Below are 22,012 nucleotides of genomic sequence, written 5' to 3' on the forward strand. Positions count from 1 at the left end.
TGTTGCCGCTATTTTTCACCTGATATATTAAATCCACTTAAGATGTATTTTTGGAAGACCATAAAGACAATTAAAATGGGGACGACCATAAATGCGGCCCCTGCCATTTGTAAAGCATAATTCGCTCCGTGTTGTCCTTGCAGTAATTGCAATCCAACCGACAGTGTATAGAATCGTTGATCATTTGCGATAATCAATGGCCATAAGAATGAGTTCCAACCGCCAATAAAGGATAAAATCCCTTGAACAGCTAAGATAGGTCTAGATAATGGTAATGCGACCCGGAAAAAAACATAAAATTCGCCGGCACCGTCTAAACGAGCCGCTTCAAAGAATTCTTCTGATATATTGGAGAAGAATTGTCGGAATAAGAAGATTCCAAAAGCTCCTGTCAATCCTGGTAATACAATTCCTAGATAGGTATTGGTCAAGCCCATTTGGTTTAACATCAAGTAAACGGGTATCATGGTTACTTGACCAGGAATCATCATAGTAGCCAATACCAAAATGAACAAGAAATTTTTCCCTTTAAATTCATAATGCGCAAAACCAAATCCGGCTGCTGCATTGATCAATAATCCGACAAAACTCATCAAAGTAATTATGACGGTATTTTTCAAATAGACTCCAAAATTTAGCCGTTGAAATAGTTCTCTGAAATTATCGAAAGTCCATTCTTCAGGAAGTATTTTAGGATTGATCGCAACAATCTCTGGATTCGTTTTAAAAGCAGACAAAATCATCCACACAAAGGGAATAATGGTAATAATTCCCCAGATCCCTAAAATGATCCCGATGATTATTTTTGTACTTCTGTTGACAGAAATCATATCTCTTACTCCTTTCAGTCTTAAGCTTGATTTTCATCTTGTTTCCGTTGAATTTTTAATTGAACTATGGTTGCCAGAATGATGATCACAAATAAAATCAACGAACCAGCTGCTGCGTATCCGAAGTTATTTAATTGGAAACCGTTTCGGTAAATAAACAAAGATACACTTAATGTACTGTTCAATGGTCCACCTTCTGTCATAACAAACGGTTCTTCGAAGAATTGCAGCCAACCAATCAAAGTCGTTACAATAACAAAGAATGTGGAGAATTTTAATTGCGGTATAGTGATGAAACGAATTTGTTGCCATCTTGAAGCTCCATCTAATTCAGATGCTTCATACATCGTTCTTGGAATATTTTGTAACGCCGCGGAAAAAATCAACATGTTGATTCCTAATCCACGCCACACCGCTAGAATGATCAACGAAATTTTTGAAACCGCAACATCTTGCAACCAACCGATAGGCCCAATTCCAATTGTTCCCAGCATCCGATTAAACAGCCCAATGCTGTCACTTGGATTAAAAAGGAAGGACCAAACGATGGCAACAGCCACGATATTTGTAATGGACGGCGAATAAAAAACGAGTCTCATAAATGAAAAGAATTTTCCATTTCCCATATTGATCAAAATAGCTATTCCCATTGAAAAAAGAACAACTAACGGTACACCTAAAATAACGTAAAATATGGTGTTATAAATGGCTTTAAGGAATGTCGGATCTGCAACAATGCGACTATAATTTTCTAAACCTAAAAATTCAATTCTTGAATAATCTGCTAATCCTGCTAGACTCATGTCCGTAAAACTAATAAACAAAGCAATAAAAATAGGGACTATGGAGAACATAATCAATAGGATCAAAGCAGGTGCTACAAAAAAATAAGGCGCTTTTTTACTTTTCATTTTACTCATCCTTCCTCACTCATTCAGAAACTGAATCTTGCTACTGGCTAATATTTTATGGAACGAATGAAAAACAGAAAAATGAACACTATTGCATATTTGTTCATTTTTCTGAAGTTTATCGTTGAACATCAGAGAAGTTATTTGCCTAAAATATTCGCAGCATCTTGATTAAAAGCCTCTAACGTTTCTTGTACATCTGCTCCACCAACTGTAATTTGTTCCCAATAACTGATATAGTTTTGTGCAATTTCTTCCCATTCAGGTATCAATGGCATATGTTCTGAGTTTTCTAACTGTTCACCAAATGGAACAATCAACTCTCCTTGCAAGGATTCATCCTCCCATGCGGCTTGAACTGCTGGCAATGAGCTGGACGTTTCCATAAATGCTAATTGGTTTTCAGGGAGAGATAAGAATTTAATGAGTTCAATGGCGTTATCTGTATTTTCGGTTTCACTCCAAACAGATAAGTTCGCCCCACCTGTATTCGACAGATTATTTTCCGGACCTGCTGGAAGAACGGCAGTAGCCCAGTTTCCTTCAATATCAGGAGCGTTTTCATTGATGGCTGTGATCATCCATGGTCCACTAATAAACATGGGCACGATTCCTTCTCCACCAAATGTTTGCGAAATATCCAATCCTAAATCTTGCATTGGTGCTCCACCTTCTTGAACGATGCTGTTCAAGTATTCAGCAGCTTCCACAAATTCTGGTTCGTTAAATAATGGGTTACCTTCACTATCCAAGAGTTCTGATCCGTTTTGTCGTGCAAACATAAAACCAAATGTTTGGTCTGCACTGTCTACGTTAAAGCCATACATGTTGTCTCCACGTTCAGATAATTTTAAAGCAGCATCTTTCAATTCATCCCAAGTTTGAGGTGCTTCAGTGTAGCCAACTTCTTCTAATAAATCTGTCCGGTAATACAAGGCACGTGTTTCTGTATACCAAGGCACACCATAAGTAGCGCCATCAAATTCATTTGTTGCAACGTTTCCTTCAAAGAAATTCTCCGTATTCAATTCTTCTTCTGATTCAATGTAATCCGAAATATCCATTAAAGCACCTGCATCAGAAAACTGCGCCATCCAAGTGGTTCCCATTTGAACAACATCTGGGCCTTCTCCTGAAGCAACGGCTGTTAATAATCGGTCATGCGCTGCAGACCACGGAATGCTTTGTACATTTACCGTAATACCCGTTTCTTCGGTAAAGTCATCTAAAATAGGTTGGATCTGTTCGTTTCCATCTCCCATGAACCAAAAAGAAACTTCGTCACTCGAACTAGTTGCCCCTTCGTCTGTGTCACTATTGCCACAAGCCGCTAAAACCCCTACAGTTAGTAAACTTGCCGTACCCAATAAAGCTTTTTTTCTCCAATTCTTCATCTTAAACCCTCCTAATAGTATTATCGAAACGTTTCTATAAAGAGCAAAAAAATATAAAAATCCATAATGTAAACGTTTTATAGAAACGTTTCTATAAACAATATAAACTATCTTTTATTTTTTAGCAAGCGTTTTCATATCATTTTTAAAATTTTTTTTAGACCTATACAACCTGTTTCATAAGGCTAGTTTTCTATAGATTTTCGAAAGCATCTAGTAGCATTTAATGCAGTGGTTAATGAAGAGTCATTTTTTAGATTAGCCTCTTGCTACCTTAAAAAATGTGAACATGTTAAACTCATAGTAAGTATACTTCTAAGGAGGATGATTTGAATGACAGAAAAAACACTTGTATTGCTCAAACCAGACGCGGTCGAACGAAATCTGATTGGGAGTATATTAGTCGAGTATGAAAGAAATGGTTTAAAAGTCGTGGAAATGAAATTAATGAAAGCCTCTACCAATTTAGCAGAAAAACATTACGCCGAGCATACTGGAAAATCCTTTTTTAACCGGCTGGTTACTTACCTTACAAGAAGTCCTTTAGTTGCGCTTATTTTAGAGGGTGAAAATGCCATTAGTCGAGTTCGGGCATTGAACGGGACAACTGATCCGGAAAATTCACCGGACAATACAATCCGTGCACTTTATGGACTAAGTATGTCTGAAAATACTGTTCATGCCTCTGATTCAAAAGAAAGCGCCGATCGAGAAAGAGCTATTTGGTTTGGTTAATAAACTACTTAAAATTCAAAAGAAGCAGAGTCAAATACTCATGTGTGGATTATATATGAGCGTTTGTCTCTGCTTCTTGTCTTTTTAACTAATGTCATTTATCAGACTATTTATAACCAACATCAGTATTATGCAAACAACCTCTCCACCAAAAATATTCAACCTCAAACAATCTTTGTCTAAGCCTTTTGTTCAAAATAATAATAGTTTCAAAATGTTTGCTAGCTACTGAATTGAGTCCTTCATTTTATATTTACTATTGTGCGATTGGCGAACAGTACCTTATAGACTCAAGAGATGACCTCAAAAGGAGTTTTAATTTTCCTTAGATGTTTTTTCAACAATTAACGACTTATTTTATTATTATGAAGTTAAAAACTTAATTTTAAATAATTTATCCGATTTGTTTTATACAATAAACTAATGTAAACTGATATACATAAGTTAATTGTATAAAAGGAGGTTTTTCCTATGAAAGAACAATTCCTAAATTTTTATCATTTCGAAGAAACCATGAGTAAAAAAGAAAAAATAGATACTATTGTGAGTATACTAGATATGATGGACTCATCCGAAGTTGATGATTACCTCCAAAACATTCGTAAAAAATATCATTTAATCCAATTAAGTAAATATATACCAAATCGTGCCCTACCTGAATATGATTCAAAAGAGTTTCAATTTTTAATCCTGCTTCATAAATACAATGGTGTCGTCATTCGTAAAATTTTTCGCGCAGAAGGTTTTAGTGATTATTTGATTAAAAAGCTATCCAAGATGTATCAGCTGGACGAAGTTGATAATGGAATATACATCTTTCCAGACAGTTCACTTGATCAAGAATTCATCTTACAAAATAAGTTCTCAAAAGCTGTTATTTCTCACGAAACGGCGTTATACCACCATGATTTAACAGATGTTATTCCTAAAAAAATTTATATCAGTCTTCCTAAAAACTACAATTTATCACAGATATATAAAACACACCATTCTGATTCTAGTTTATTAGAGGGGATTGAATTTAGCAACAATAATCCAATTATGAAGAAAGACAAAACGGAAATGCTCTCAATGAACAACAACCCTATTATTGTTACCTCTGCAGAAAGAACAATTGCAGATGTCTTGAAAAGAGGTCATCGTACTGAAATTGAAATCATCGAACAAGCAATCATCAGATATTTAAATAATGCGAATTCGCGACTGATAAGACTTCGTAGAGTTTCTAAAGAACAAAATACTCTTGTAGAATTAGATAAAATGATAGATACTCTCCGGATAAAAGGGGCTGTTCCTAACGAATAATAATCGATTAGTTGCATTGATTAAAGCGAAAAAGGGAATTTCAAACGCTAGTGTGGAAGAATATCGTTTAAAATATGCAGCCGAACGTTTTCTATTGCGCTTAGAAAATTCATCTTATACAGAACAATTCATTCTTAAAGGTGGTTTTTTAATGGAAGCCATTTATAATATTGATCAACGCACCACAAAAGATGTAGATACTTTGTTAAGAGATATATCTGCTGATAAAGGTACAATTGAAAATGTATTGAAAGACATTTGTAGTATCGATTTAAATGATGATACAAAGTTTACTTTAACTTCTCTAATCACAACTCAAGAACAAAGAAACTATACTGGTTTCCGTGCTAAGATATTTCTACAATTTCTAGGAGAGCCCACAAGAATCAACTTCGACTTGGATATAGGAGTAGGAGACATTATCACTCCTAAAGCAATCAAAACTAGATTGCCGCTTCTTTTTAAAGAGAAAAACGGCGAAAAAGAAGTAATCGAAATCCTTTCTTATCCTTTACAAACGATACTCGCTGAAAAACTAGAAACAGTTCTTACGTTAGGTACAACTAATTCACGTATGAAAGATTTTTATGATATTCATTTACTATTAACAGATCCTAACTTGCCTTCTATAGAAGAATGCTATGAAGCATTCAGAAATACTTGGGAGTTTAGACAAAATAATGAATTTGATGTTGAAATTTTTGATGATTGGAAGTTTGTTTTAGAAGATATTATCGAGAATAGACAAATTAATGAAATCTATTGGCCTAATTATGTAAAGAATAGGAATTATGCTATGAATCTAAAATTATCGGATATTATTTATGAAGTTATAAGATATGTAGAAGAACTTGAAGTTCATAGTTCAAAGTAAAACGGTTATAGCACCAGCCCCTGCAATTTTTTAGCAGGGGCTGGTGCTTCATTACATTTCAAATAATCAGCTAACTATTTTAATAATCTAATCTTCGCTGACATCGGGTGTTATCGAAGCTATTTTGAATTACATTTGCGCTGTATCATGACTATTCTCAAAAACAATTAAAAATCTGCATTCCCTTACTCATTATTGTATTCCCACCCATGTTCTTCATGGTAAATCATTTGTTTCGACATCCCGCCGTCTACTACAAATTCTTGTCCTGTGATGAAGCCTGATTTGTTTTCATCCAATAGGAATTCCACCATATGGAAAATATCTACTGGATAACCTACTCTACCTACTAAGTGTTGGGAGTGGTCGCTTGTAGACAATTCCATTTCTTGTTTTTCGAATTGGAAATCACTGGTTTCGATCCATCCTGGACTGATGACGTTTACTCTGGCTTTGCTGCGAAGACTGTTCGCCATAGCATGAGATAGCGAAAGCAAGGCTCCTTTCGAGCTGCTGTAACTTTCGTTGTTTTCCATACTTTGGCGATTACGAGTAGAAGACATCAAAATAATGCTGGCAGAATCCGAAAAGTCTTCCTCAAATTGCTGCGTTAAATAGTAAGCCGTTCCCACATTGACTTTCAATACTTCCATAAAGTCGTCGTACGTTGCTCCGGAAACTAATCCACCATTATTGATAGCCGCATTGTGGATAAATCCATCAATCTGGTTTGTTCGTTCCGTTACGAAACGAGCGAACTCTTTTAAAACAGTCTGACTTGCCAAATCTCCGTAAAAGAAATGAGTATGAGAAGAAGGCAGCTTTTTCTCTAAAGCCTCCCCTGCTTCTTGATCACGATCGATTACATACAACTCCGCTTTCCCTGCCAAACTTTCCACTATCGCTCGTCCGATTCCATTCGCTCCGCCGGTAAGTACGATTTTTTTCATGATTATCCCCCCAATTTATTCAGTGCTTTTCTCTTTTTGTATGCTACAAATCTTTTTTCATTGTCCAAGAACCGCCGTCGTCTTCGTATTCTTTTTTAAATCCACTATTTTCGTATAGTCGTAAGGCGTTTTTGTTCCGTGGATCCACATTAAATGATATAGCGGAATATCTTAAATCTTCAGCTAAATCTATCATTTTAGACAACAAATTTTTCCCTACTCCTAAACCTCTATAGGAACTTTCAATCGCCATTCCAAGTTCCGGTGTATTGTTATCCACAAAACCATAACCAGCATTTTCTTGATCCAATAATCTTATCCACACGGCGCCTATAGGATAATTGTTCTCATTCACCGCTACTAAAGCATGGTCATGTTCTTTACCCCAATGGCTTAAATATTTTTCTATTGCTGGTTCTTTCAAAATATCTAGACTAGGTACTTTTTGTCCTTCAGGAACGTAAATGGACTGATACAACATTTCCCACAAGAACGGTAGATCTTTCATTTCAAATGGCTTGATGGAATAATTCATGACATTTCCTTTCTTTTAGCGATTTATGTATGAAAAAATAGTTAGCAATCATAGTATATAACTCACTTACTCTGGCGCAACTAATTCAACTTTTATTCTATCTGGGTCTTCAAAATAAACGGCGTAATACCCTTCTCCGCCTGCAAAAGGATGCTTATCCGAATAAAGAATGTTGACACCTCTCTGCTTTAACTCTTTTGTCATTTTATCTACTTGTTCTCTAGATTCTGCATGGAAAGCTAAATGATTCAACCCTACTCGACATCGATGGTAAGGCACATCCAAAAATCTTTCTTCAGCTTGCACTAAAACAATGTAGGACTCTCCTAATTTCCAACTTTGTCCTTGTTCCCAAGTTTGGAAAATTTCATAACCCAGCTCTTCTAATAACCAACCCCAGAAATCAATAGAGTCTTTTAAATTCGAAACATATATCTCGATATGATGAATCAGCCCTTTTGACATTTTGCATCCTCCTTTATCAATAAGGATATTTTACCGAATATACTTTCTCTATAGCAAAGGAAATCCTAATTAATTAGTAAGTAAAACCTAATTGGCTGCTACAAAAAGTGACAATATTACAACTTCTCCCTAATTTTAATAACATTAGATTTTTTACATGGCAAACTATTCTTATCACAAGTTTAAGGAGGGGAATAAAAGTGGAACTACATAAAGGTAGAAATTCTTTTTTTGATGGAAGTCTTTTGAGTTTAATCGGTTGGAGTATTTTAGGAGCAATTATCACATTCTTTACGCTGGGTATTGCTTACCCTTGGGCATTGTGTATGGTTTATGGATGGAAAATCAATCATACAGTAATTGAAGGTAGACGAATGAGATTTCAAGGTTCAGCTATGAGCTTATTTGGTCACTGGATTAAATGGTTCTTGTTAACATTGGTCACTTTCGGCATCTACGGTTTCTGGGTTTCTATCAAACTAGAAGATTGGAAAGCACGTAACACTATTTTTGTAAATTAGAACACATATAATTTTTTGCCAATCAAGCAATATTCATAGATATAATTGTTTTAGATAAGTATTTGCTTAAATTAAAAAAATATCAAACCAGTTTAAAAATTATATTGGTCTTTTATTTAGAGTTCTTGATTTTTCAGCAGTCTATCAATTTTGCGAGAATCTTCACATTACACTTGGGTTACTCATTACTAGTAAAGTTAACTGTTATCTAGGAATTTACGGTCTTTAAATACAACCTTGACTAATACATTCACGCTAGTATAAGCAGCTAACAATAGGACCTTGAACGCTTAGAATGAAATAGATCTTAAATCTTGTTTTTGATACGATGTTGTTATTACATGCTAAAGAAGAATTACAGACTTTTTATAAATATTTTTCAAGCTATACTATAATATAGAAAAGAGGAAAATATTAATTGGGATTTTTCAACGATTGAAAGAGTATGCACAACTTAAGAAAAGTATCGATATAAAAAAATTAGAACTAGAAAATTTAATTTCTGAAGAGTCCTCTCTTCAATCAGAAATCAATACTAAAAGTAAATTATTAGAGAACAAAGAAAAACTTATACAAGACTTCAAAAGTATAGTCGAAGCTGAAAATAATGATAAAAGAGAAGTTATTATCCGTGCTGCTGAAGCTGAAGCTGAAAATATTAAAAATGAAGCGAACGAAGAATTGTCGTCTTTATTGATGACAGTTAATCAACGTAAAATAGAAAATGAAGAATTAAATATTGAAAATACTAAGTTGCAAAAAGAAATAAACCGTTATATGAATCAAGCTCGAAAATTTAAATCACAGTTGGTAGGTTTGAAAAATTTTGAGGAAAGGTTCCCTCACACTATTGATTTGAATGGAGTAGATTCTATCCTAGATGAACTACGCTCCGAGTTGGATGACGAGAGTCTGGTCGGTACTATAATAAGACTTCATTTGCATTCTGATAATTCTAAAGAATTAAAAAAACTATCTAATGCTACAAAAAAAGAAATAACTAATCTGTTAACAGCATATGAAAATAGATATACAACTAAAGCGAATAAAACAATATATAATTTGATGATTATTGGTCTTCAGTCTGAGATGCAGATTCTTTTATATAAGCTTACATATGAAAAATTAGAGGTCACAAAACAGTTAGTTAAAGATATAATGACGAAATACTTAGTGATTGCTGCTGAGGGAAACAAAGCTATTCTTCCAACTATTACAAAGTTTATTTCTGAAATTGAACCACTGTACTTAGAATTAGTTGATATTGAATATCGATACTACATTTATAGACAGAGAGAAAAAGAAGAACAGAAAGCTATTAAAGAACAAATGAAGCAAGAGGCTGAGGAAAGGAAAGCTCTTGAAGCAGAACGTAAAAAATTAGAACAGGAAGAAAATAAGTTTAAAACCGAGATTGAACGAAATAGAGAAATTTTAGAATCAGAAACGGATGAAATAAAAATACAACAATTAAGAAGTCGTTTACTTGAACTAGAGTTGCAACTAGACAGTGTCGAAAACAAGAAAGAAGAGATAGCTAGTTTAGCTCTTGGTAAAGCTGGTTACGTATATATAATTTCAAACATGGGATCTTTCGGAGATAATACTTTTAAAATTGGTATGACCAGAAGAATGGAACCTCAACAACGAGTAGATGAACTCGGTAGCGCTTCTGTTCCATTTAGATTTGATGTGCACGCTCTTATATTTAGTGATGATGCAGTAGGTTTAGAAAGTGAACTGCACAAAAAGCTTTCCAACCATAGAGTAAATAAAGTTAACTATAGAAGAAAAGAGTTTTTTAAGACAGACATTGCTTCTCTAGAATTATTAGTCGAAGAGATTGATCCAACTGCAGAGTTTAATACTACTATGTTTGCTGAAGAATATAATCAAACGCTGGCATTAGAAGAAAATTTAAAAACTGAATCTCTTGTTTAAAATATAAATAAAGAAGCCTGTAAGTATTATTAAAAATACATTTACAGGCTTCATTTTTATTACTCCCACTCAACAGTGTGAATGCTAAACTAGAATCAACAATTATTGCTTGATTAGTTTCGGCACTTTTTATTCAGAAAAACACCCAGTTCGATTATACTAGAATGGTATAACTTGAATTGGAGGATGAAAGGTGAACAAAACAAAAATGAACTTATACTATGAGATACACCGATTGAATCGATTAGGATTCAATAAAAGCCAGATTGAAAGAAAGGTTGGGGTTCATAGAGATACTGTCAGGAAATACTTAACTATGGATTTTGAAGACATGGTCCAGTGGACCCACTCTCTTCAAAATAGGAAAAAAAAGTTGGACCACTATGAAACGACTATTGTGGATTGGTTAAAAGAACACCCCGACTTATCTGCAGCACAAGTGGAAGACTGGTTATTAGAAGAGTATCCCAAACTGAATATTGGATCCAGTACCGTACGGTCCTTCGTAACCGACTTGAGAGACCGGTACTCTTTACCGAAACAGAAACAAGTCCGTCAATATGAGGCTATTCCTGAAGTAGAGATGGGAGAGCAAATCCAAGTGGATTGGGGCGAGATATGGCAAGAAACAGTGACTAATGAAAAAGTAAAGTTATACTTTATCTGTTTTGTGTTGGGTCATAGCCGCTACAAATATGTAGAGTGGTTAGATCGTCCATTTAAAACAACCGATGCGATCCGTTGTCATGAACAAGCTTTTCGTTTTTTTGGCGGTATAACAAAAGAAATTATGTATGATCAAGACAACATCATTGCCGTCCATGAAAATGCTGGCGATCTGTTATTAACGCATGAATTTAAGTCATACCAACAAACCCGTGGGTTTGAAGTTTACTTATGCCGAGCAGCGGATCCTGAAACAAAAGGAAAAATTGAGCGTGTAGTCGGTTATGTAAAAACGAACTTCGCAAAAAATAGACGGTACAACGGACTGGATGATTGGAACGAGAAATGTCGGGCATGGTTAGACCGAACAGGAAATCACAAAGTGCATGGAACGACAAAAAAGAGACCCGATTCAGTGTTCCTTCTGGAAAAAGCACACTTGAAACCAGTCTCTCCTCTTAAAAGCAAAGAAATTTCTTTTGATGCCAGTATAACAGCAAAAATCGGGAAAGACAATACGATTCGCTTCAAAGGAAATCGTTATTCAGTTCCTCTAGGAACCTATCAAACCGTTGGTTCTAATGAAGTTATCTTGAGTGTTCATGACCAAGAATTAGTGATTTTAAATGACCTTAGTGGAGAAGAAATTACTAGACACTCGATTTCGTTGGAGAAAGGGAAATTGATTAAGAAAAGGAACCATGGAAGAGATCGTTCAAAGACCATCAAAAAGTATCGAGAAGCTATGATTCATTTATTTGAGGATGAGCAAAGAGCCGCTTTTTTTATTGACAAAGTCATTGCCAGTCATAAGAGATACGCTCGAGACCAGTTTCTTGTCTTGGAAAAAGCCATTCAAGACTTTCCTGAAGTACGAGAAACCACTTTAGAAAAATGTATTGTAGAAAAATTATGGAGTGCGAATGACTTCCGAGATGTCGCGGCATACATAGCTAGTCAAAAACCGCCTACTATTCGCCAAACGACACTAGAAGAGCCTCTGACTTCTCTGAATCCCTCTACTCCACCTATCACAGTTTCGACTCGCTCCATTAACGAGTACACAAAACTTTTAGGAGGTGAAACAAGATGAGCACAGGTCTCGAACCTCTTCAGCTAGCCTTTAAGCAACTTCGTTTAGCTGAAGTATCGCTAGAGCTTCCCACTCTTATGCGAGAAGCAGAACAACAGTCTTGGACGTACCATGAATTTTTAGATCATCTACTTACTTTTGAATTGACTAAACGCGAAGAGAAAAACAAAGTAAAGCGATTAAAATGGGCTAAATTCCCTTATCATAAAACACTTGAGGCTTATGAATTAAGTGAACAAACAAGCCTCACAGAGCGCCAAATGAAACAGCTAAAAGAAATGAATTGGCTTGAACAGCAATATAACCTTATCCTGCTTGGTCCCCCTGGTGTAGGAAAAACGCATTTGGCAATAGGAATGGGATTAGAAGCTATTGAAAAAGGATATCAAGTGATGTTTCTCCCAATGGGAGAACTGATGACAATACTGAAAACAAGCGAGTATACTCGAAAATCTCAATTGGCATTAGGTCGAATTAAGAAAGCTGATTTAATTATTATTGACGATTTGATGTATATGGCTATGGATCAACGAGAAGCGAACCAATTTTTTCACTTAATCAATCACTTATATGAACGAAGTTCAATTATTCTCACTTCCAACAAAAGTCCAGATCAGTGGGGAGAACTACTGGGAGATGAGGGGATTGCGACGGCTATACTAGACCGTCTCCTTCATCGCGTAGAGGTTGTTCAAATGAATGATGAGAGTTATCGAATGAAGAACCGTCAAAGCATGTTTACGTAACAAAAAAGTGCCGAAACTTATCAAGCAGAATGTGTGGAAAATTAATTAGCATAAATTGCCGATTTCTACTTGACGTCAACAAACAGTAGCTGGCGGCTTACTAGTTACGTCATACACAATACGGTTGACGTGTTTCACTTCGTTTACGATACGCACTGAGATTTTTTGCAAGACATCCCAAGGGATACGCGCAAAGTCAGCTGTCATTCCGTCGATAGATGTTACAGCACGAATTCCGACTGTGTAGTCATACGTACGGCCGTCTCCCATGACTCCGACACTGCGGAAACCTGGAAGAACTGTGAAGTATTGCCAGATATCGCGGTCAAGACCGGCTTTAGCAATTTCTTCTCTTAAGATGTAGTCGCTGTCGCGAACGATCTCTAATTTTTCTTCTGTTAATTCACCGATGACACGAATTCCTAGACCAGGGCCTGGGAACGGTTGGCGCCAAACTAAGCTTTCTGGCATGCCTAATTCCATTCCTAATTCACGAACCTCGTCTTTGAATAAAGCATTCAATGGTTCAATCAATTTGAATTGCATGTCTTCAGGAAGTCCACCTACGTTGTGGTGAGATTTGATTGTTTGAGCAGTAGCTGTTCCACTTTCGATGATGTCAGTATAAAGTGTTCCTTGAGCTAAAAACTCAACACCATCAAGTTTTGTCGCTTCATCATCAAATAAATACACAAACTCGTTTCCAATGATTTTACGTTTTTGTTCTGGATCGCTGACACCTTTTAATTTGGCCATGAAACGTTCTTTAGCGTCCACACGGATAATGTTCAAGCCGAATTTGCCGACTAAACTTTCCATAACTTGTTCGCTCTCGCCTTTACGCAATAAACCGTGATCCACAAAGATACATGTCAATTGGTCGCCGATCGCTTTTTGCAATAGAACTCCTACTACACTTGAGTCTACCCCGCCTGATAAACCTAATAAGACTTTTTTGTCTCCTACAGTTTCGCGGATTTTAGCAATCTCTAAATCGATAAAGTTGCTGATGCTCCAGTTTCCTTCAAAACCACAGACATTAAACGTAAAGTTTCTTAACATGTCGTTTCCATGTACAGAGTGACGAACCTCTGGATGGAATTGAACGGCATGGAAGTTCTTTTGTTCATTAAACATAGAAGCGATTGGGCAGTGTGCGCTTGTCGCACTGACAACGAAACCTTCTGGAGCTTGAGTAACCAAGTCACCATGACTCATCCAAACCGTTTCTTCTTCATCTAAAGTAGTGAAAAGTGGTGCTGTACGGTCTTCAATATGAATCTCAGCTTTCCCGTATTCGCGGTTTGTACTTGGGCTGACTTCTCCACCCATCATTTTCGTCATCAATTGCATTCCATAACAAATACCAAAAATTGGAATACCTAAATTAAAAATTTCAGGATCCACTGAAAATGATCCTTCATCGTAAACACTCATCGGTCCACCTGAAAAGATGATTCCTTTAACGTTTAATTCTTTCAACTCTTCAGCTGTTGTTGTATGAGGCATCAACTCTGAATAAACTCCAAATTCTCTAATACGACGCGTGATCAATTGGTTATATTGACTACCAAAATCAAGTACGATCATTTTTTCCAATTCTTTTGTATCTGTTATAGTTGTCAAAACTTTACACCTCTTCTATATTTTTCTTACCATAGTATCACGAATGATATAGATTTGTTAGCTCAAAAAAAATGATAGCGCTTTTTCTAATGAAAAGTTTATTTTCTTTATTTTGTCTATCTGAGCATCCGTCAGCTTAGTATTTTTTCAGCATAATTTTATCGATGTAATGCCTTTCACTTTTGTGCAAAATTAAATCCGCCCGTTTACGCGTCGGAAGAATGAAGTTTTTCAAGTTTTCTAAGTTGATTGTTCTCCATACGTCATGAGCATGCGCAAATGCTGCATCTGGACCTTTTTGCGCTAACTCATAATAATAGTTGTTCGGATCCGTAAACGCTGTTTCCAGCAATACTCCGAATCGTTCGATGTACCATTTTTCGATTTGTTCCGGTTCTGCATCCACGTAGATTGAAAAATCGAAAAAATCGCTTATGTAAATCTGTTCGTTTGCTGGAGATTGCAGCACGTTGATGCCTTCCACAACCAAAATATCCGGTCGGTGCAAAACGTTTGTTTTCCCCTCTATAATGTCATACACTTCATGAGAATAGACTGGAGAAGTAATATTGGTTTCACCGATTTTTACTTTGCTCAAAAATGTGATCAATTTTTTCATATCGTAACTTTCAGGAAACCCTTTTCGATTCATGATGCCTTTTTCTTTTAAGACCTTATTTGGATACAAAAACCCGTCTGTGGTGATCATTTCTACACTCAGATCAGTGAAGTAGCTGGCCAGCATTTGAGTCAATAAACGTGCTGTCGTACTTTTCCCAACAGCAACACTTCCTGCGATCCCAATCACGAACGGTTTTGTTTCAGTTTGGTGCTCTAAGAAAAAGGTCTTTTCTTTTTGCAGTTTTTCGTATTGTTGGATAAATAAATTGATTAATTGAACTAGAGGTACATAGATTTCTTTTACGTCTGCTAAAGAAATCGGATCGTTCAGTCCTCTAATATTTTCCAATTCTTCAAATGTCATTTTGATGGATGTATCATGACCTAATTCTTTCCAGTCATCACGAGAAATAATGTGATGAGTTTCCGTTTCATTCATGGGTATTTGTCCCTCCTGATTTTGAAAGTTTCGCATAATTGTAACAGATATTCAGTCTTAATTATAGTTTTTCCTTTTGTGCAAGATGAAAATCGGGCTAAATCTTTAAAAAAATTTAATGAGTTTTAGCGAAGCTTAACTACCGCAAGTTATTCATCTACTGTACTATTGTAAGTGAGAATGCGTTTTAATAGAGTTATCGAATCATTAAAGGAACTATAAGAAATTTGTATAGGAAGGAGTTCGACAATGAAAGAAGAAAAAAACTATATTGAAATATGGGGCGACGTAGTGGAAGTACGTGATCTTGTGCGTTCCATCTTCATCTCTGCCGTCTCCACTATGGGCTTGTATTTTTTAGCACCAGATGGAAACAGAACATTACAATTATTTTTCGGTCTAGGAGGAGCTGTTCTTGGTTTTATTATTTCAGGATTACTGACAAAACCAAAACGCATCATCAGCTCGTCCCAAGAAGAAGACCAACACATTAGTTAGGAGATTAAGAAATGGATGTTTTATTGCTTGTTCAAATGTTTTTCGCTGCATTAAGTGCGGTTGTTTTATACACGTTTATCGGATTTATTCCAGGGACAGATGAAACCTCTGTTTTAATGCCGGTATCATTGGCATTAATTCTATCAGGAGCTGACCCGATGATCATTTTAACATTCTTTGTAGCCTCTTTTATTACACTGAATTTAACCAACTTGATGCCAACAGCTTTAGTGGGATTGCCCGGGGGTGTTTTATCTGCGCCAATGATCGATCACGCTATTTACTTAAAGAATGAGGGTAAGTCCAGTGTCGTTGTTAAAAAAATGGCTGCTGGAGCTTTGATCGGAACGATGATTTCGATTCCCGTCTCATTTTTATTGGCGAACTTATTGATTCCATTTGCAGAAGCTATCCAGCCGTATGCATCATTGCTGTTCGTCATAGGAGCTGTCTTTCTGTCTTTGATCAGTAAGCAAAAGATGCTTTCTTTATTAAGCATTATTCCTTTAGCTATCTTGTTCCAAAGTTTACGCCACTTGTATTGGAGCACTGGAGTTGTTCCAAAAGACGCAAATATCACGACTTCATTTTTCTTAGGAATTACGATTGGCCCATTGATCGTATCATTGATGCAATTATTGAATAAAGAAACACGCAAAACAATGCTGACTGACAGTTACAAAAAAATCATTATCCCGAGTGATTTGGATAAAGAAAAAAGATTGAATCCTTTCAAGATCTTATCTAAAAAAGAATTAAAAGCTGCATCCTTTTCAGCCCTTCTTTCTAATATATTCTTTGTTTTAAGTCCAGTAGGATTGATTTTGTTATTTGGAGAAACAGTATCCAACAAGATCAAAGATCCTGAAGAAAAAGCGACGACTACAATTACTACCATGAGTGCATTATCCCAGTCGACTTACATATCAGGAATTATTATTCCTTTAGTGGCTCTGGGTATTCCTTTGTCTCCTACTGCTATTGGTCCGGGAAGCGCGTTGTTTAATGCCCCTCCTGTTTACACAGTAGAAAATAACTTATTTCATATTTTATCTACAGGAGAAAAAGCGATCGCTATCGTTTTAGGTGCAGCTATAGCTTCCGCTTTAAGTTATGTTATTATTAACAAGTATGCAGGAAAAATATCGACATTTGTTCTGGAAAAAATTCCCCACGAAGCCATTTTAGGATTATTTATTTCTTTCATCCTTCTGCTTTCCTATATGGATGCAGGCTTGATCAATATCTTTGGAGTGTTATTGATTGGGATCACTAGTGGAACGTTAAATAAAATGGGAGTGAACTATGGTATACAGTTCATGACCTTATACGCGGCGCCGTTTATCGTTCAATATTTGGCGCTCATCTAATACAAATCAACCTTTAAGGAGTACGTACCAATGCAGACAGTAAACAACCAAGCTATTGGGAGAGCAAGAGGAAAAATCATTTTAATGGGAGAACACGCAGTTGTTTACGGAGAACCTTCTCTAGCAATCCCCTTCCCAAAAGCGACTATCCAAACGACTGTTACACCATCAACAGGTCCGATTACGGTAGATTGCATTTATCACAAAGGTTTATTGACAGACGTTCCTGAACGTTTATCCAATTTACTGACTGTGGTGGAAATCAGTTTGAAGGCTTTAAAAAAAGAGTTGAAAGATTTTAGTTTAAAAATCGACAGTTCCATTCCTGCTGAAAGAGGCATGGGTTCTAGTGCAGCTGTAGCTGTAGCGACTGTGCGTGCACTGTTCAATTACTTTGAGCAAGAACTAACTCATGAGCAATTGCTCGAATTAGTCAATGTATCTGAAGTCATCGCTCATGGAAACCCAAGCGGCTTAGACGCAGCAATGACAAGCGGCGAGCAGCCGTTGTATTACACCAAAGGAAAGCCGTTTGTTCCTTTCGAGATGTCTGTAGATGCTTACTTAGTTGTCGCGGATACTGGGATCAAAGGACAAACCAGAGAAGCAGTCGGCAGTATCGCTGCTTTAATGAAAGAACATCCTGAAGAAACAATGAATGACATTCACCAATTGGGAGAGTTAGCTGACAAAGCAAAAACAGCGATCGAAGAAAACAGTCCGATTGATTTAGGTTCTTACATGCATCAAGCTCACCTTCTTCTGGATAAACTAGGTGTCAGCAATGAGCAGTTGAACCAATTAGTGGATGCGGCTCTAGCAAATGGGGCTTTAGGCGCCAAGTTGACTGGCGGCGGCAGAGGCGGCTGTATGATCGCTTTAGCAGACAGCGAAACGACTGCACAACAAATTTCAGATGCCTTACGTGAAACGGGCACTTCTAACACGTGGATCTATCAATTGGGGGATGACTCTTTTGAGTAATGAAAAAAAAGTACGCGCATATACAAATATCGCTTTGATCAAATATTGGGGCAAACGAGATGAAAAACTCTTCTTGCCGATGAACAGCAGCCTTTCTCTGACCCTAGATTCTTTCTACACTGAAACGTCTGTGGTCTTTGAAGACTCTACTGAAGGCGATGTTTTCTATTTAAATGATGCATTGCAAGACGCTAAAGCTACACAAAAAGTGAGCCGTTTTCTTGATTTATTCCGACAAGAAGCTGGGATCACTTCAGCAGCTGTCGTTAAAAGCACCAACTTTGTTCCGACTGCTGCAGGACTAGCTTCTTCTGCTTCCGGGATGGCTGCTTTAGCTGGAGCGGCTAACTTAGCGAGCGGATTGAATTTGGACAAAACGACTTTGTCTACTTATGCTAGACGCGGTTCAGGATCTGCTACGCGCAGTATGTTCGGCGGATTCGTAGAGTGGGAAAAAGGGACAAACAATGAAGATTCTCGTGCCATCAAGATCGATGATGCTTCTTGGGACATCGGTATGGTAACGATCATCGTCAATGACAAACAAAAATCGATTTCCAGTCGTGAAGGCATGAAAAATACTGTTGCTACTTCTCCTTTCTACCCGAGCTGGTTGGAATCTACAGCGGTCGATTTAGCGAATATCAAAGAGGCTATCTTAGCAAAAGATTTTGAACAAGTCGGTATGATCACTGAGAGCAATGGTATGAAAATGCATGCGACTATGCTGGGAGCTAATCCTCCCCTATCTTACTGGGAACCGGACAGCGTTCGCGCCATGCAAGCTGTCAGAAATTTGCGTCAATCGGGTATTCCATGTTACTTTACGATGGATGCGGGTCCGAACGTCAAAGTTCTGTGCCGCTTGTCTGATAGTCAAAAAATCAAAGGCTACTTAGTACAAACGTTCAACCCAGAACAAATCGTGATTTCTGGACCTGGAAAAGATTTAGAAGAAATCAGCATTTAAAACATTAAAGCAGCGTTGTTTCTTATTTCTGAAAACATTTTTAAGGAGTGTCATACATGATTAGTGCTTCTGCACCCGGAAAATTATATATCGCAGGGGAATACGCTGTGGTGGAACCTGGTCATCCAGCTATTTTAGTGGCTGTTGATCAATTCATCACGGTTTCCCTTGAGCGAACGACGGATATGGGGACCATTCAGTCTACACAATACGGAAACTTGCCGGTCACTTGGAAACGCGAAAACGACCGTTTAGTTCTGGATAAACGAGAAAATCCTTTCCATTACATTCTAGCGGCTATCGAAGTGACTGAAAGCTATGTAAAATCTTTTGGGAAAGAACTCTCTTTCTACCACTTATCTGTCGACAGCGAATTAGACAGCTCCAATGGACGAAAATATGGTTTAGGATCCAGTGCTGCTGTAACTGTAGCTACTGTTAAAGGCGTTCTGCGCTTTTACGGTCTGCAAAATGAATCCAATGAAACGATTTTCAAATTGGCGGCTTTAGCTCATTTGTCCGTTAAGAGCAACGGTTCTTGCGGCGATGTAGCGGCGAGTGTATTCGGCGGCTGGTTGGCATTTACGACATTTGATCGCAAATGGGTACTGCAACAACAGCAAGCCTTATCTGTACGAGAAGTCATCGAGCTGGAGTGGCCTCACTTGTCTTTCAAACAGCTCACTCCCCCAGCTGAAATGCGTTTATTGATTGGTTGGACGGGTTCTCCCGCTTCTACTTCTCATTTAGTTGATGAAGTGACCAGCAAACGAACACAAGACGCTTTGGCGTATGATGAATTCTTAGCTGCTAGTTCAGCATGTGTACAAGAGATGATTCGCGGATTTGAACAAGGCGATATCAAAAAAATTCAAGAAGAAATACGTCACAACCGAATGCTGCTGAAAAAAATGAGTCAAACAACCGGAGTCGTGATTGAAACGCCCGCATTAACTCATTTGTGCAAATTGGCAGAGGACTTCAATGGCGCTGCTAAATCATCAGGAGCTGGCGGCGGCGATTGCGGTATCGTGATATTTGACCGCAAAGACGGCGTATTATCTTTGATCACAGCATGGGAAGAACAAAGCATCACCAACTTGCCCTTGCATGTTTACGTAAAAAATAAGTAATTACCGGGTTACACTTATCCAGCAGGAGGATTATTATGGAGAAAAAAAACAATAGGAAGAACGAACATGTTTCGTTGGCCGAACATTTTTATCAAGATACGCACCAAACAGACTTTGACCACCTTCGTTTCGTTCATCATTCATTGCCTGAAACGGGTACGCAAAAAATCGACATTTCTACTTCTTTTGCTGGACTATCTATGAATCAGCCGATTTATATCAATGCCATCACTGGCGGCAGCACGTGGACTAAAAAAGTGAACGAAAAGCTGGCCACAGTTGCTAGAGAAACAGGCATGTTGATGGCATCCGGTTCATTGAGTGCTGGATTGAAAGATCCTTCTGTAGCCGACAGCTTTACCATCATTCGTGAAACGAATCCGAATGGTCTTGTCTTAGCCAACTTAGGCGGCGGACAAACGCTGGAAAATGCTAAAAAAGCAATCGATCTGATCCAAGCAGACGGATTGCAGATCCATTTGAATACCCCTCAAGAAATCGTCATGCCAGAAGGTGACCGGGATTTTTCAACTTGGATGTCTGAATTGGAACGCATCGTTAATGGCGTTGATGTACCTGTCATCGTGAAAGAAGTCGGCTTCGGAATGAGTCATGAAACGATTCAGCAACTGACTTCCATCGGTGTCAAAACCATAGATGTCAGCGGTATGGGCGGAACAAATTTTGCTCAAATCGAGAACTACCGACGCAAAGAAAACAAGTTGGACTTTTTAGAAGGTTGGGGTCAGTCTACTGCGATTTCTCTTCTGGAAGCTCAATCTTTTATCCACTCGTCAGAAATCTTGGCTTCTGGAGGTATCCGTACGTCAATGGATATCGTGAAAAGCCTGTCACTTGGCGCTCGAGCAGTGGGTGTGTCCGGACACTTCTTGCATTCTGTATTGAAAAACGGCGTAGAAGAAACGATTGTTGAGATTGAACAATTGAAAGAACACATCGTTGCAATCATGACTTTACTAGGAGCCGAAACGATTGCTGATTTGCAATATGCTGACGTGATCATTTCTGGACCTGTAAAAGAATGGTGCGAGGCTAGAGGCATCGATTACCGCTCTTATGCACGTAGAAATCAACTGAGATTGTAATTTTGGTTAAAAAGGTGAGACTACTCGATTATTATGAGTGGTCTCACCTTTTTTGTTTATCTGAGGGGATAAGAGTTAGGTGCTATTAATCAAGTGAGCACGATTTGGACGTTCACTTGACTAATAGGAGATGTTCATCCGTCAATCTACACTCTCTCCCCCTATCTTCTCACAACCAACTTTTTGCATATCTTTAATAATTATACTCTTTTCTTATCAAATTGACTCCTCTATGATATAGTATATAATTGTACCGCTTACAAACTGGTTTTACACTATATATTAATCATTTATCACTA

General features: G+C 37.4%; 21 protein-coding genes. 13 read left to right on the top strand and 8 right to left on the bottom strand.

Features of this window, described 5'->3' with window-relative positions; translation table 11 throughout:
* Positions 1–8: 8 nt before the first annotated feature.
* From LMF32_RS02345 to LMF32_RS02355, 3 genes are all read right to left on the bottom strand, one after another.
* Positions 9–830: a carbohydrate ABC transporter permease gene (locus LMF32_RS02345; protein ID WP_230523720.1), complete on the bottom strand. Its 822-nt coding sequence runs from the start codon at positions 828–830 to the stop codon at positions 9–11.
* 20 nt (positions 831–850) lie between these two features.
* On the bottom strand, positions 851–1,741 hold the full coding sequence (locus LMF32_RS02350) for a sugar ABC transporter permease (protein ID WP_230523721.1): 891 nt from the start codon (positions 1,739–1,741) through the stop codon (positions 851–853).
* 140 nt (positions 1,742–1,881) lie between these two features.
* Positions 1,882–3,135, bottom strand: coding sequence for a sugar ABC transporter substrate-binding protein (locus LMF32_RS02355; protein WP_230523722.1), 1,254 nt, complete (start codon positions 3,133–3,135; stop codon positions 1,882–1,884).
* 333 nt (positions 3,136–3,468) lie between these two features.
* On the opposite strand from LMF32_RS02355, the gene ndk reads away from it, so the two are divergent.
* The 3 genes from ndk (at position 3,469) to LMF32_RS02370 (ending at position 6,049) form a co-directional block, all read left to right on the top strand.
* Positions 3,469–3,870 carry a nucleoside-diphosphate kinase gene (gene ndk / locus LMF32_RS02360; RefSeq protein WP_230523723.1) on the top strand — a complete coding sequence of 134 codons (402 nt, stop codon included), beginning with the start codon at positions 3,469–3,471 and terminating at the stop codon, positions 3,868–3,870.
* A 471-nt stretch (positions 3,871–4,341) separates the two neighbouring features.
* A complete protein-coding gene (locus LMF32_RS02365) occupies positions 4,342–5,175 on the top strand; it encodes a hypothetical protein (protein ID WP_230523724.1) in 834 nt (277 codons plus the stop codon).
* A gap of 16 nt (positions 5,176–5,191) precedes the next feature.
* Complete coding sequence (locus LMF32_RS02370; RefSeq protein ID WP_230523725.1) at positions 5,192–6,049, top strand: nucleotidyl transferase AbiEii/AbiGii toxin family protein; 858 nt, start codon at positions 5,192–5,194, stop codon at positions 6,047–6,049.
* Between the two features lie 185 nt (positions 6,050–6,234).
* Here the strand turns inward: LMF32_RS02370 and LMF32_RS02375 are convergent, their stop codons facing one another.
* From LMF32_RS02375 to LMF32_RS02385, 3 genes are all read right to left on the bottom strand, one after another.
* Complete coding sequence (locus LMF32_RS02375; RefSeq protein WP_230523726.1) at positions 6,235–6,999, bottom strand: SDR family oxidoreductase; 765 nt, start codon at positions 6,997–6,999, stop codon at positions 6,235–6,237.
* A 43-nt stretch (positions 7,000–7,042) separates the two neighbouring features.
* A complete protein-coding gene (locus tag LMF32_RS02380) occupies positions 7,043–7,534 on the bottom strand; it encodes a GNAT family N-acetyltransferase (RefSeq protein WP_230523727.1) in 492 nt (163 codons plus the stop codon).
* 66 nt (positions 7,535–7,600) lie between these two features.
* Positions 7,601–7,999 carry a VOC family protein gene (locus LMF32_RS02385; protein WP_230523728.1) on the bottom strand — a complete coding sequence of 133 codons (399 nt, stop codon included), beginning with the start codon at positions 7,997–7,999 and terminating at the stop codon, positions 7,601–7,603.
* A gap of 200 nt (positions 8,000–8,199) precedes the next feature.
* Here LMF32_RS02385 and LMF32_RS02390 point away from each other — a divergent pair, with 200 nt between their 5' ends.
* From LMF32_RS02390 to istB, 4 genes are all read left to right on the top strand, one after another.
* A complete protein-coding gene (locus LMF32_RS02390) occupies positions 8,200–8,520 on the top strand; it encodes a DUF898 domain-containing protein (protein ID WP_230523729.1) in 321 nt (106 codons plus the stop codon).
* Positions 8,521–8,955: 435 nt separating this feature from the next.
* Positions 8,956–10,461 (top strand): GIY-YIG nuclease family protein, encoded by a 1,506-nt coding sequence (locus tag LMF32_RS02395; protein WP_230523730.1) that lies wholly within the window; start codon positions 8,956–8,958, stop codon positions 10,459–10,461.
* A 208-nt stretch (positions 10,462–10,669) separates the two neighbouring features.
* A complete protein-coding gene (gene istA / locus LMF32_RS02400; protein WP_242597301.1) occupies positions 10,670–12,220 on the top strand; it encodes an IS21 family transposase in 1,551 nt (516 codons plus the stop codon).
* Positions 12,217–12,966, top strand: coding sequence for an IS21-like element helper ATPase IstB (gene istB / locus LMF32_RS02405; RefSeq protein ID WP_230523475.1), 750 nt, complete (start codon positions 12,217–12,219; stop codon positions 12,964–12,966). The genes istA and istB overlap by 4 nt, the downstream gene beginning before the upstream one ends.
* Positions 12,967–13,041: 75 nt before the next feature.
* On the opposite strand, the gene guaA is transcribed toward istB, so the two are convergent.
* A complete protein-coding gene (gene guaA, locus LMF32_RS02410) occupies positions 13,042–14,556 on the bottom strand; it encodes a glutamine-hydrolyzing GMP synthase (protein ID WP_230525062.1) in 1,515 nt (504 codons plus the stop codon).
* Between the two features lie 172 nt (positions 14,557–14,728).
* A complete protein-coding gene (gene coaA, locus LMF32_RS02415) occupies positions 14,729–15,652 on the bottom strand; it encodes a type I pantothenate kinase (RefSeq protein ID WP_188203876.1) in 924 nt (307 codons plus the stop codon).
* A 249-nt stretch (positions 15,653–15,901) separates the two neighbouring features.
* Between coaA and LMF32_RS02420 the strand changes: the two genes are divergently transcribed.
* From LMF32_RS02420 to fni, 6 genes are read left to right on the top strand one after another with little or no spacing between them, the layout of a single operon-like run.
* Positions 15,902–16,150 carry a hypothetical protein gene (locus LMF32_RS02420; RefSeq protein ID WP_230523731.1) on the top strand — a complete coding sequence of 83 codons (249 nt, stop codon included), beginning with the start codon at positions 15,902–15,904 and terminating at the stop codon, positions 16,148–16,150.
* Between the two features lie 11 nt (positions 16,151–16,161).
* Complete coding sequence (locus LMF32_RS02425) at positions 16,162–17,520, top strand: tripartite tricarboxylate transporter permease (protein ID WP_230523732.1); 1,359 nt, start codon at positions 16,162–16,164, stop codon at positions 17,518–17,520.
* 30 nt (positions 17,521–17,550) lie between these two features.
* Positions 17,551–18,504 (top strand): mevalonate kinase, encoded by a 954-nt coding sequence (gene mvk / locus LMF32_RS02430; RefSeq protein WP_230523733.1) that lies wholly within the window; start codon positions 17,551–17,553, stop codon positions 18,502–18,504.
* Positions 18,488–19,474 (top strand): diphosphomevalonate decarboxylase, encoded by a 987-nt coding sequence (mvaD, locus tag LMF32_RS02435; RefSeq protein ID WP_230523734.1) that lies wholly within the window; start codon positions 18,488–18,490, stop codon positions 19,472–19,474. Before mvk ends, mvaD begins: the two co-directional genes overlap by 17 nt.
* Positions 19,475–19,530: 56 nt before the next feature.
* The gene (locus LMF32_RS02440; RefSeq protein WP_230523735.1) at positions 19,531–20,607 is read left to right on the top strand and encodes a phosphomevalonate kinase; all 1,077 of its coding nucleotides are present in this window, start codon (positions 19,531–19,533) and stop codon (positions 20,605–20,607) included.
* Between the two features lie 35 nt (positions 20,608–20,642).
* Positions 20,643–21,713, top strand: a complete 1,071-nt coding sequence (fni, locus tag LMF32_RS02445) for a type 2 isopentenyl-diphosphate Delta-isomerase (RefSeq protein WP_230523736.1) — start codon at positions 20,643–20,645, stop codon at positions 21,711–21,713.
* Positions 21,714–22,012: the final 299 nt, after the last annotated feature.

Source organism: Desemzia sp. C1 (genome assembly GCF_020882875.1).
Classification (GTDB): domain Bacteria; phylum Bacillota; class Bacilli; order Lactobacillales; family Carnobacteriaceae; genus Desemzia; species Desemzia incerta.

Excerpts from the sequence above, each read along its gene's own strand:
- LMF32_RS02345 (WP_230523720.1), bottom strand. The coding sequence starts at position 830 with ATGATTTCTGTCAACAGAAGTACAAAAATAATCATCGGGATCATTTTA.
- LMF32_RS02350 (WP_230523721.1), bottom strand. The coding sequence starts at position 1,741 with ATGAAAAGTAAAAAAGCGCCTTATTTTTTTGTAGCACCTGCTTTGATC.
- LMF32_RS02355 (WP_230523722.1), bottom strand. The coding sequence starts at position 3,135 with ATGAAGAATTGGAGAAAAAAAGCTTTATTGGGTACGGCAAGTTTACTA.
- ndk (WP_230523723.1), top strand. The coding sequence starts at position 3,469 with ATGACAGAAAAAACACTTGTATTGCTCAAACCAGACGCGGTCGAACGA.
- LMF32_RS02365 (WP_230523724.1), top strand. The coding sequence starts at position 4,342 with ATGAAAGAACAATTCCTAAATTTTTATCATTTCGAAGAAACCATGAGT.
- LMF32_RS02375 (WP_230523726.1), bottom strand. The coding sequence starts at position 6,999 with ATGAAAAAAATCGTACTTACCGGCGGAGCGAATGGAATCGGACGAGCG.
- LMF32_RS02380 (WP_230523727.1), bottom strand. The coding sequence starts at position 7,534 with ATGAATTATTCCATCAAGCCATTTGAAATGAAAGATCTACCGTTCTTG.
- LMF32_RS02385 (WP_230523728.1), bottom strand. The coding sequence starts at position 7,999 with ATGTCAAAAGGGCTGATTCATCATATCGAGATATATGTTTCGAATTTA.
- istA (WP_242597301.1), top strand. The coding sequence starts at position 10,670 with ATGAACTTATACTATGAGATACACCGATTGAATCGATTAGGATTCAAT.
- istB (WP_230523475.1), top strand. The coding sequence starts at position 12,217 with ATGAGCACAGGTCTCGAACCTCTTCAGCTAGCCTTTAAGCAACTTCGT.
- guaA (WP_230525062.1), bottom strand. The coding sequence starts at position 14,556 with ATGATCGTACTTGATTTTGGTAGTCAATATAACCAATTGATCACGCGT.
- coaA (WP_188203876.1), bottom strand. The coding sequence starts at position 15,652 with ATGAATGAAACGGAAACTCATCACATTATTTCTCGTGATGACTGGAAA.
- LMF32_RS02420 (WP_230523731.1), top strand. The coding sequence starts at position 15,902 with ATGAAAGAAGAAAAAAACTATATTGAAATATGGGGCGACGTAGTGGAA.
- LMF32_RS02425 (WP_230523732.1), top strand. The coding sequence starts at position 16,162 with ATGGATGTTTTATTGCTTGTTCAAATGTTTTTCGCTGCATTAAGTGCG.
- mvk (WP_230523733.1), top strand. The coding sequence starts at position 17,551 with ATGCAGACAGTAAACAACCAAGCTATTGGGAGAGCAAGAGGAAAAATC.
- mvaD (WP_230523734.1), top strand. The coding sequence starts at position 18,488 with ATGACTCTTTTGAGTAATGAAAAAAAAGTACGCGCATATACAAATATC.
- LMF32_RS02440 (WP_230523735.1), top strand. The coding sequence starts at position 19,531 with ATGATTAGTGCTTCTGCACCCGGAAAATTATATATCGCAGGGGAATAC.
- fni (WP_230523736.1), top strand. The coding sequence starts at position 20,643 with ATGGAGAAAAAAAACAATAGGAAGAACGAACATGTTTCGTTGGCCGAA.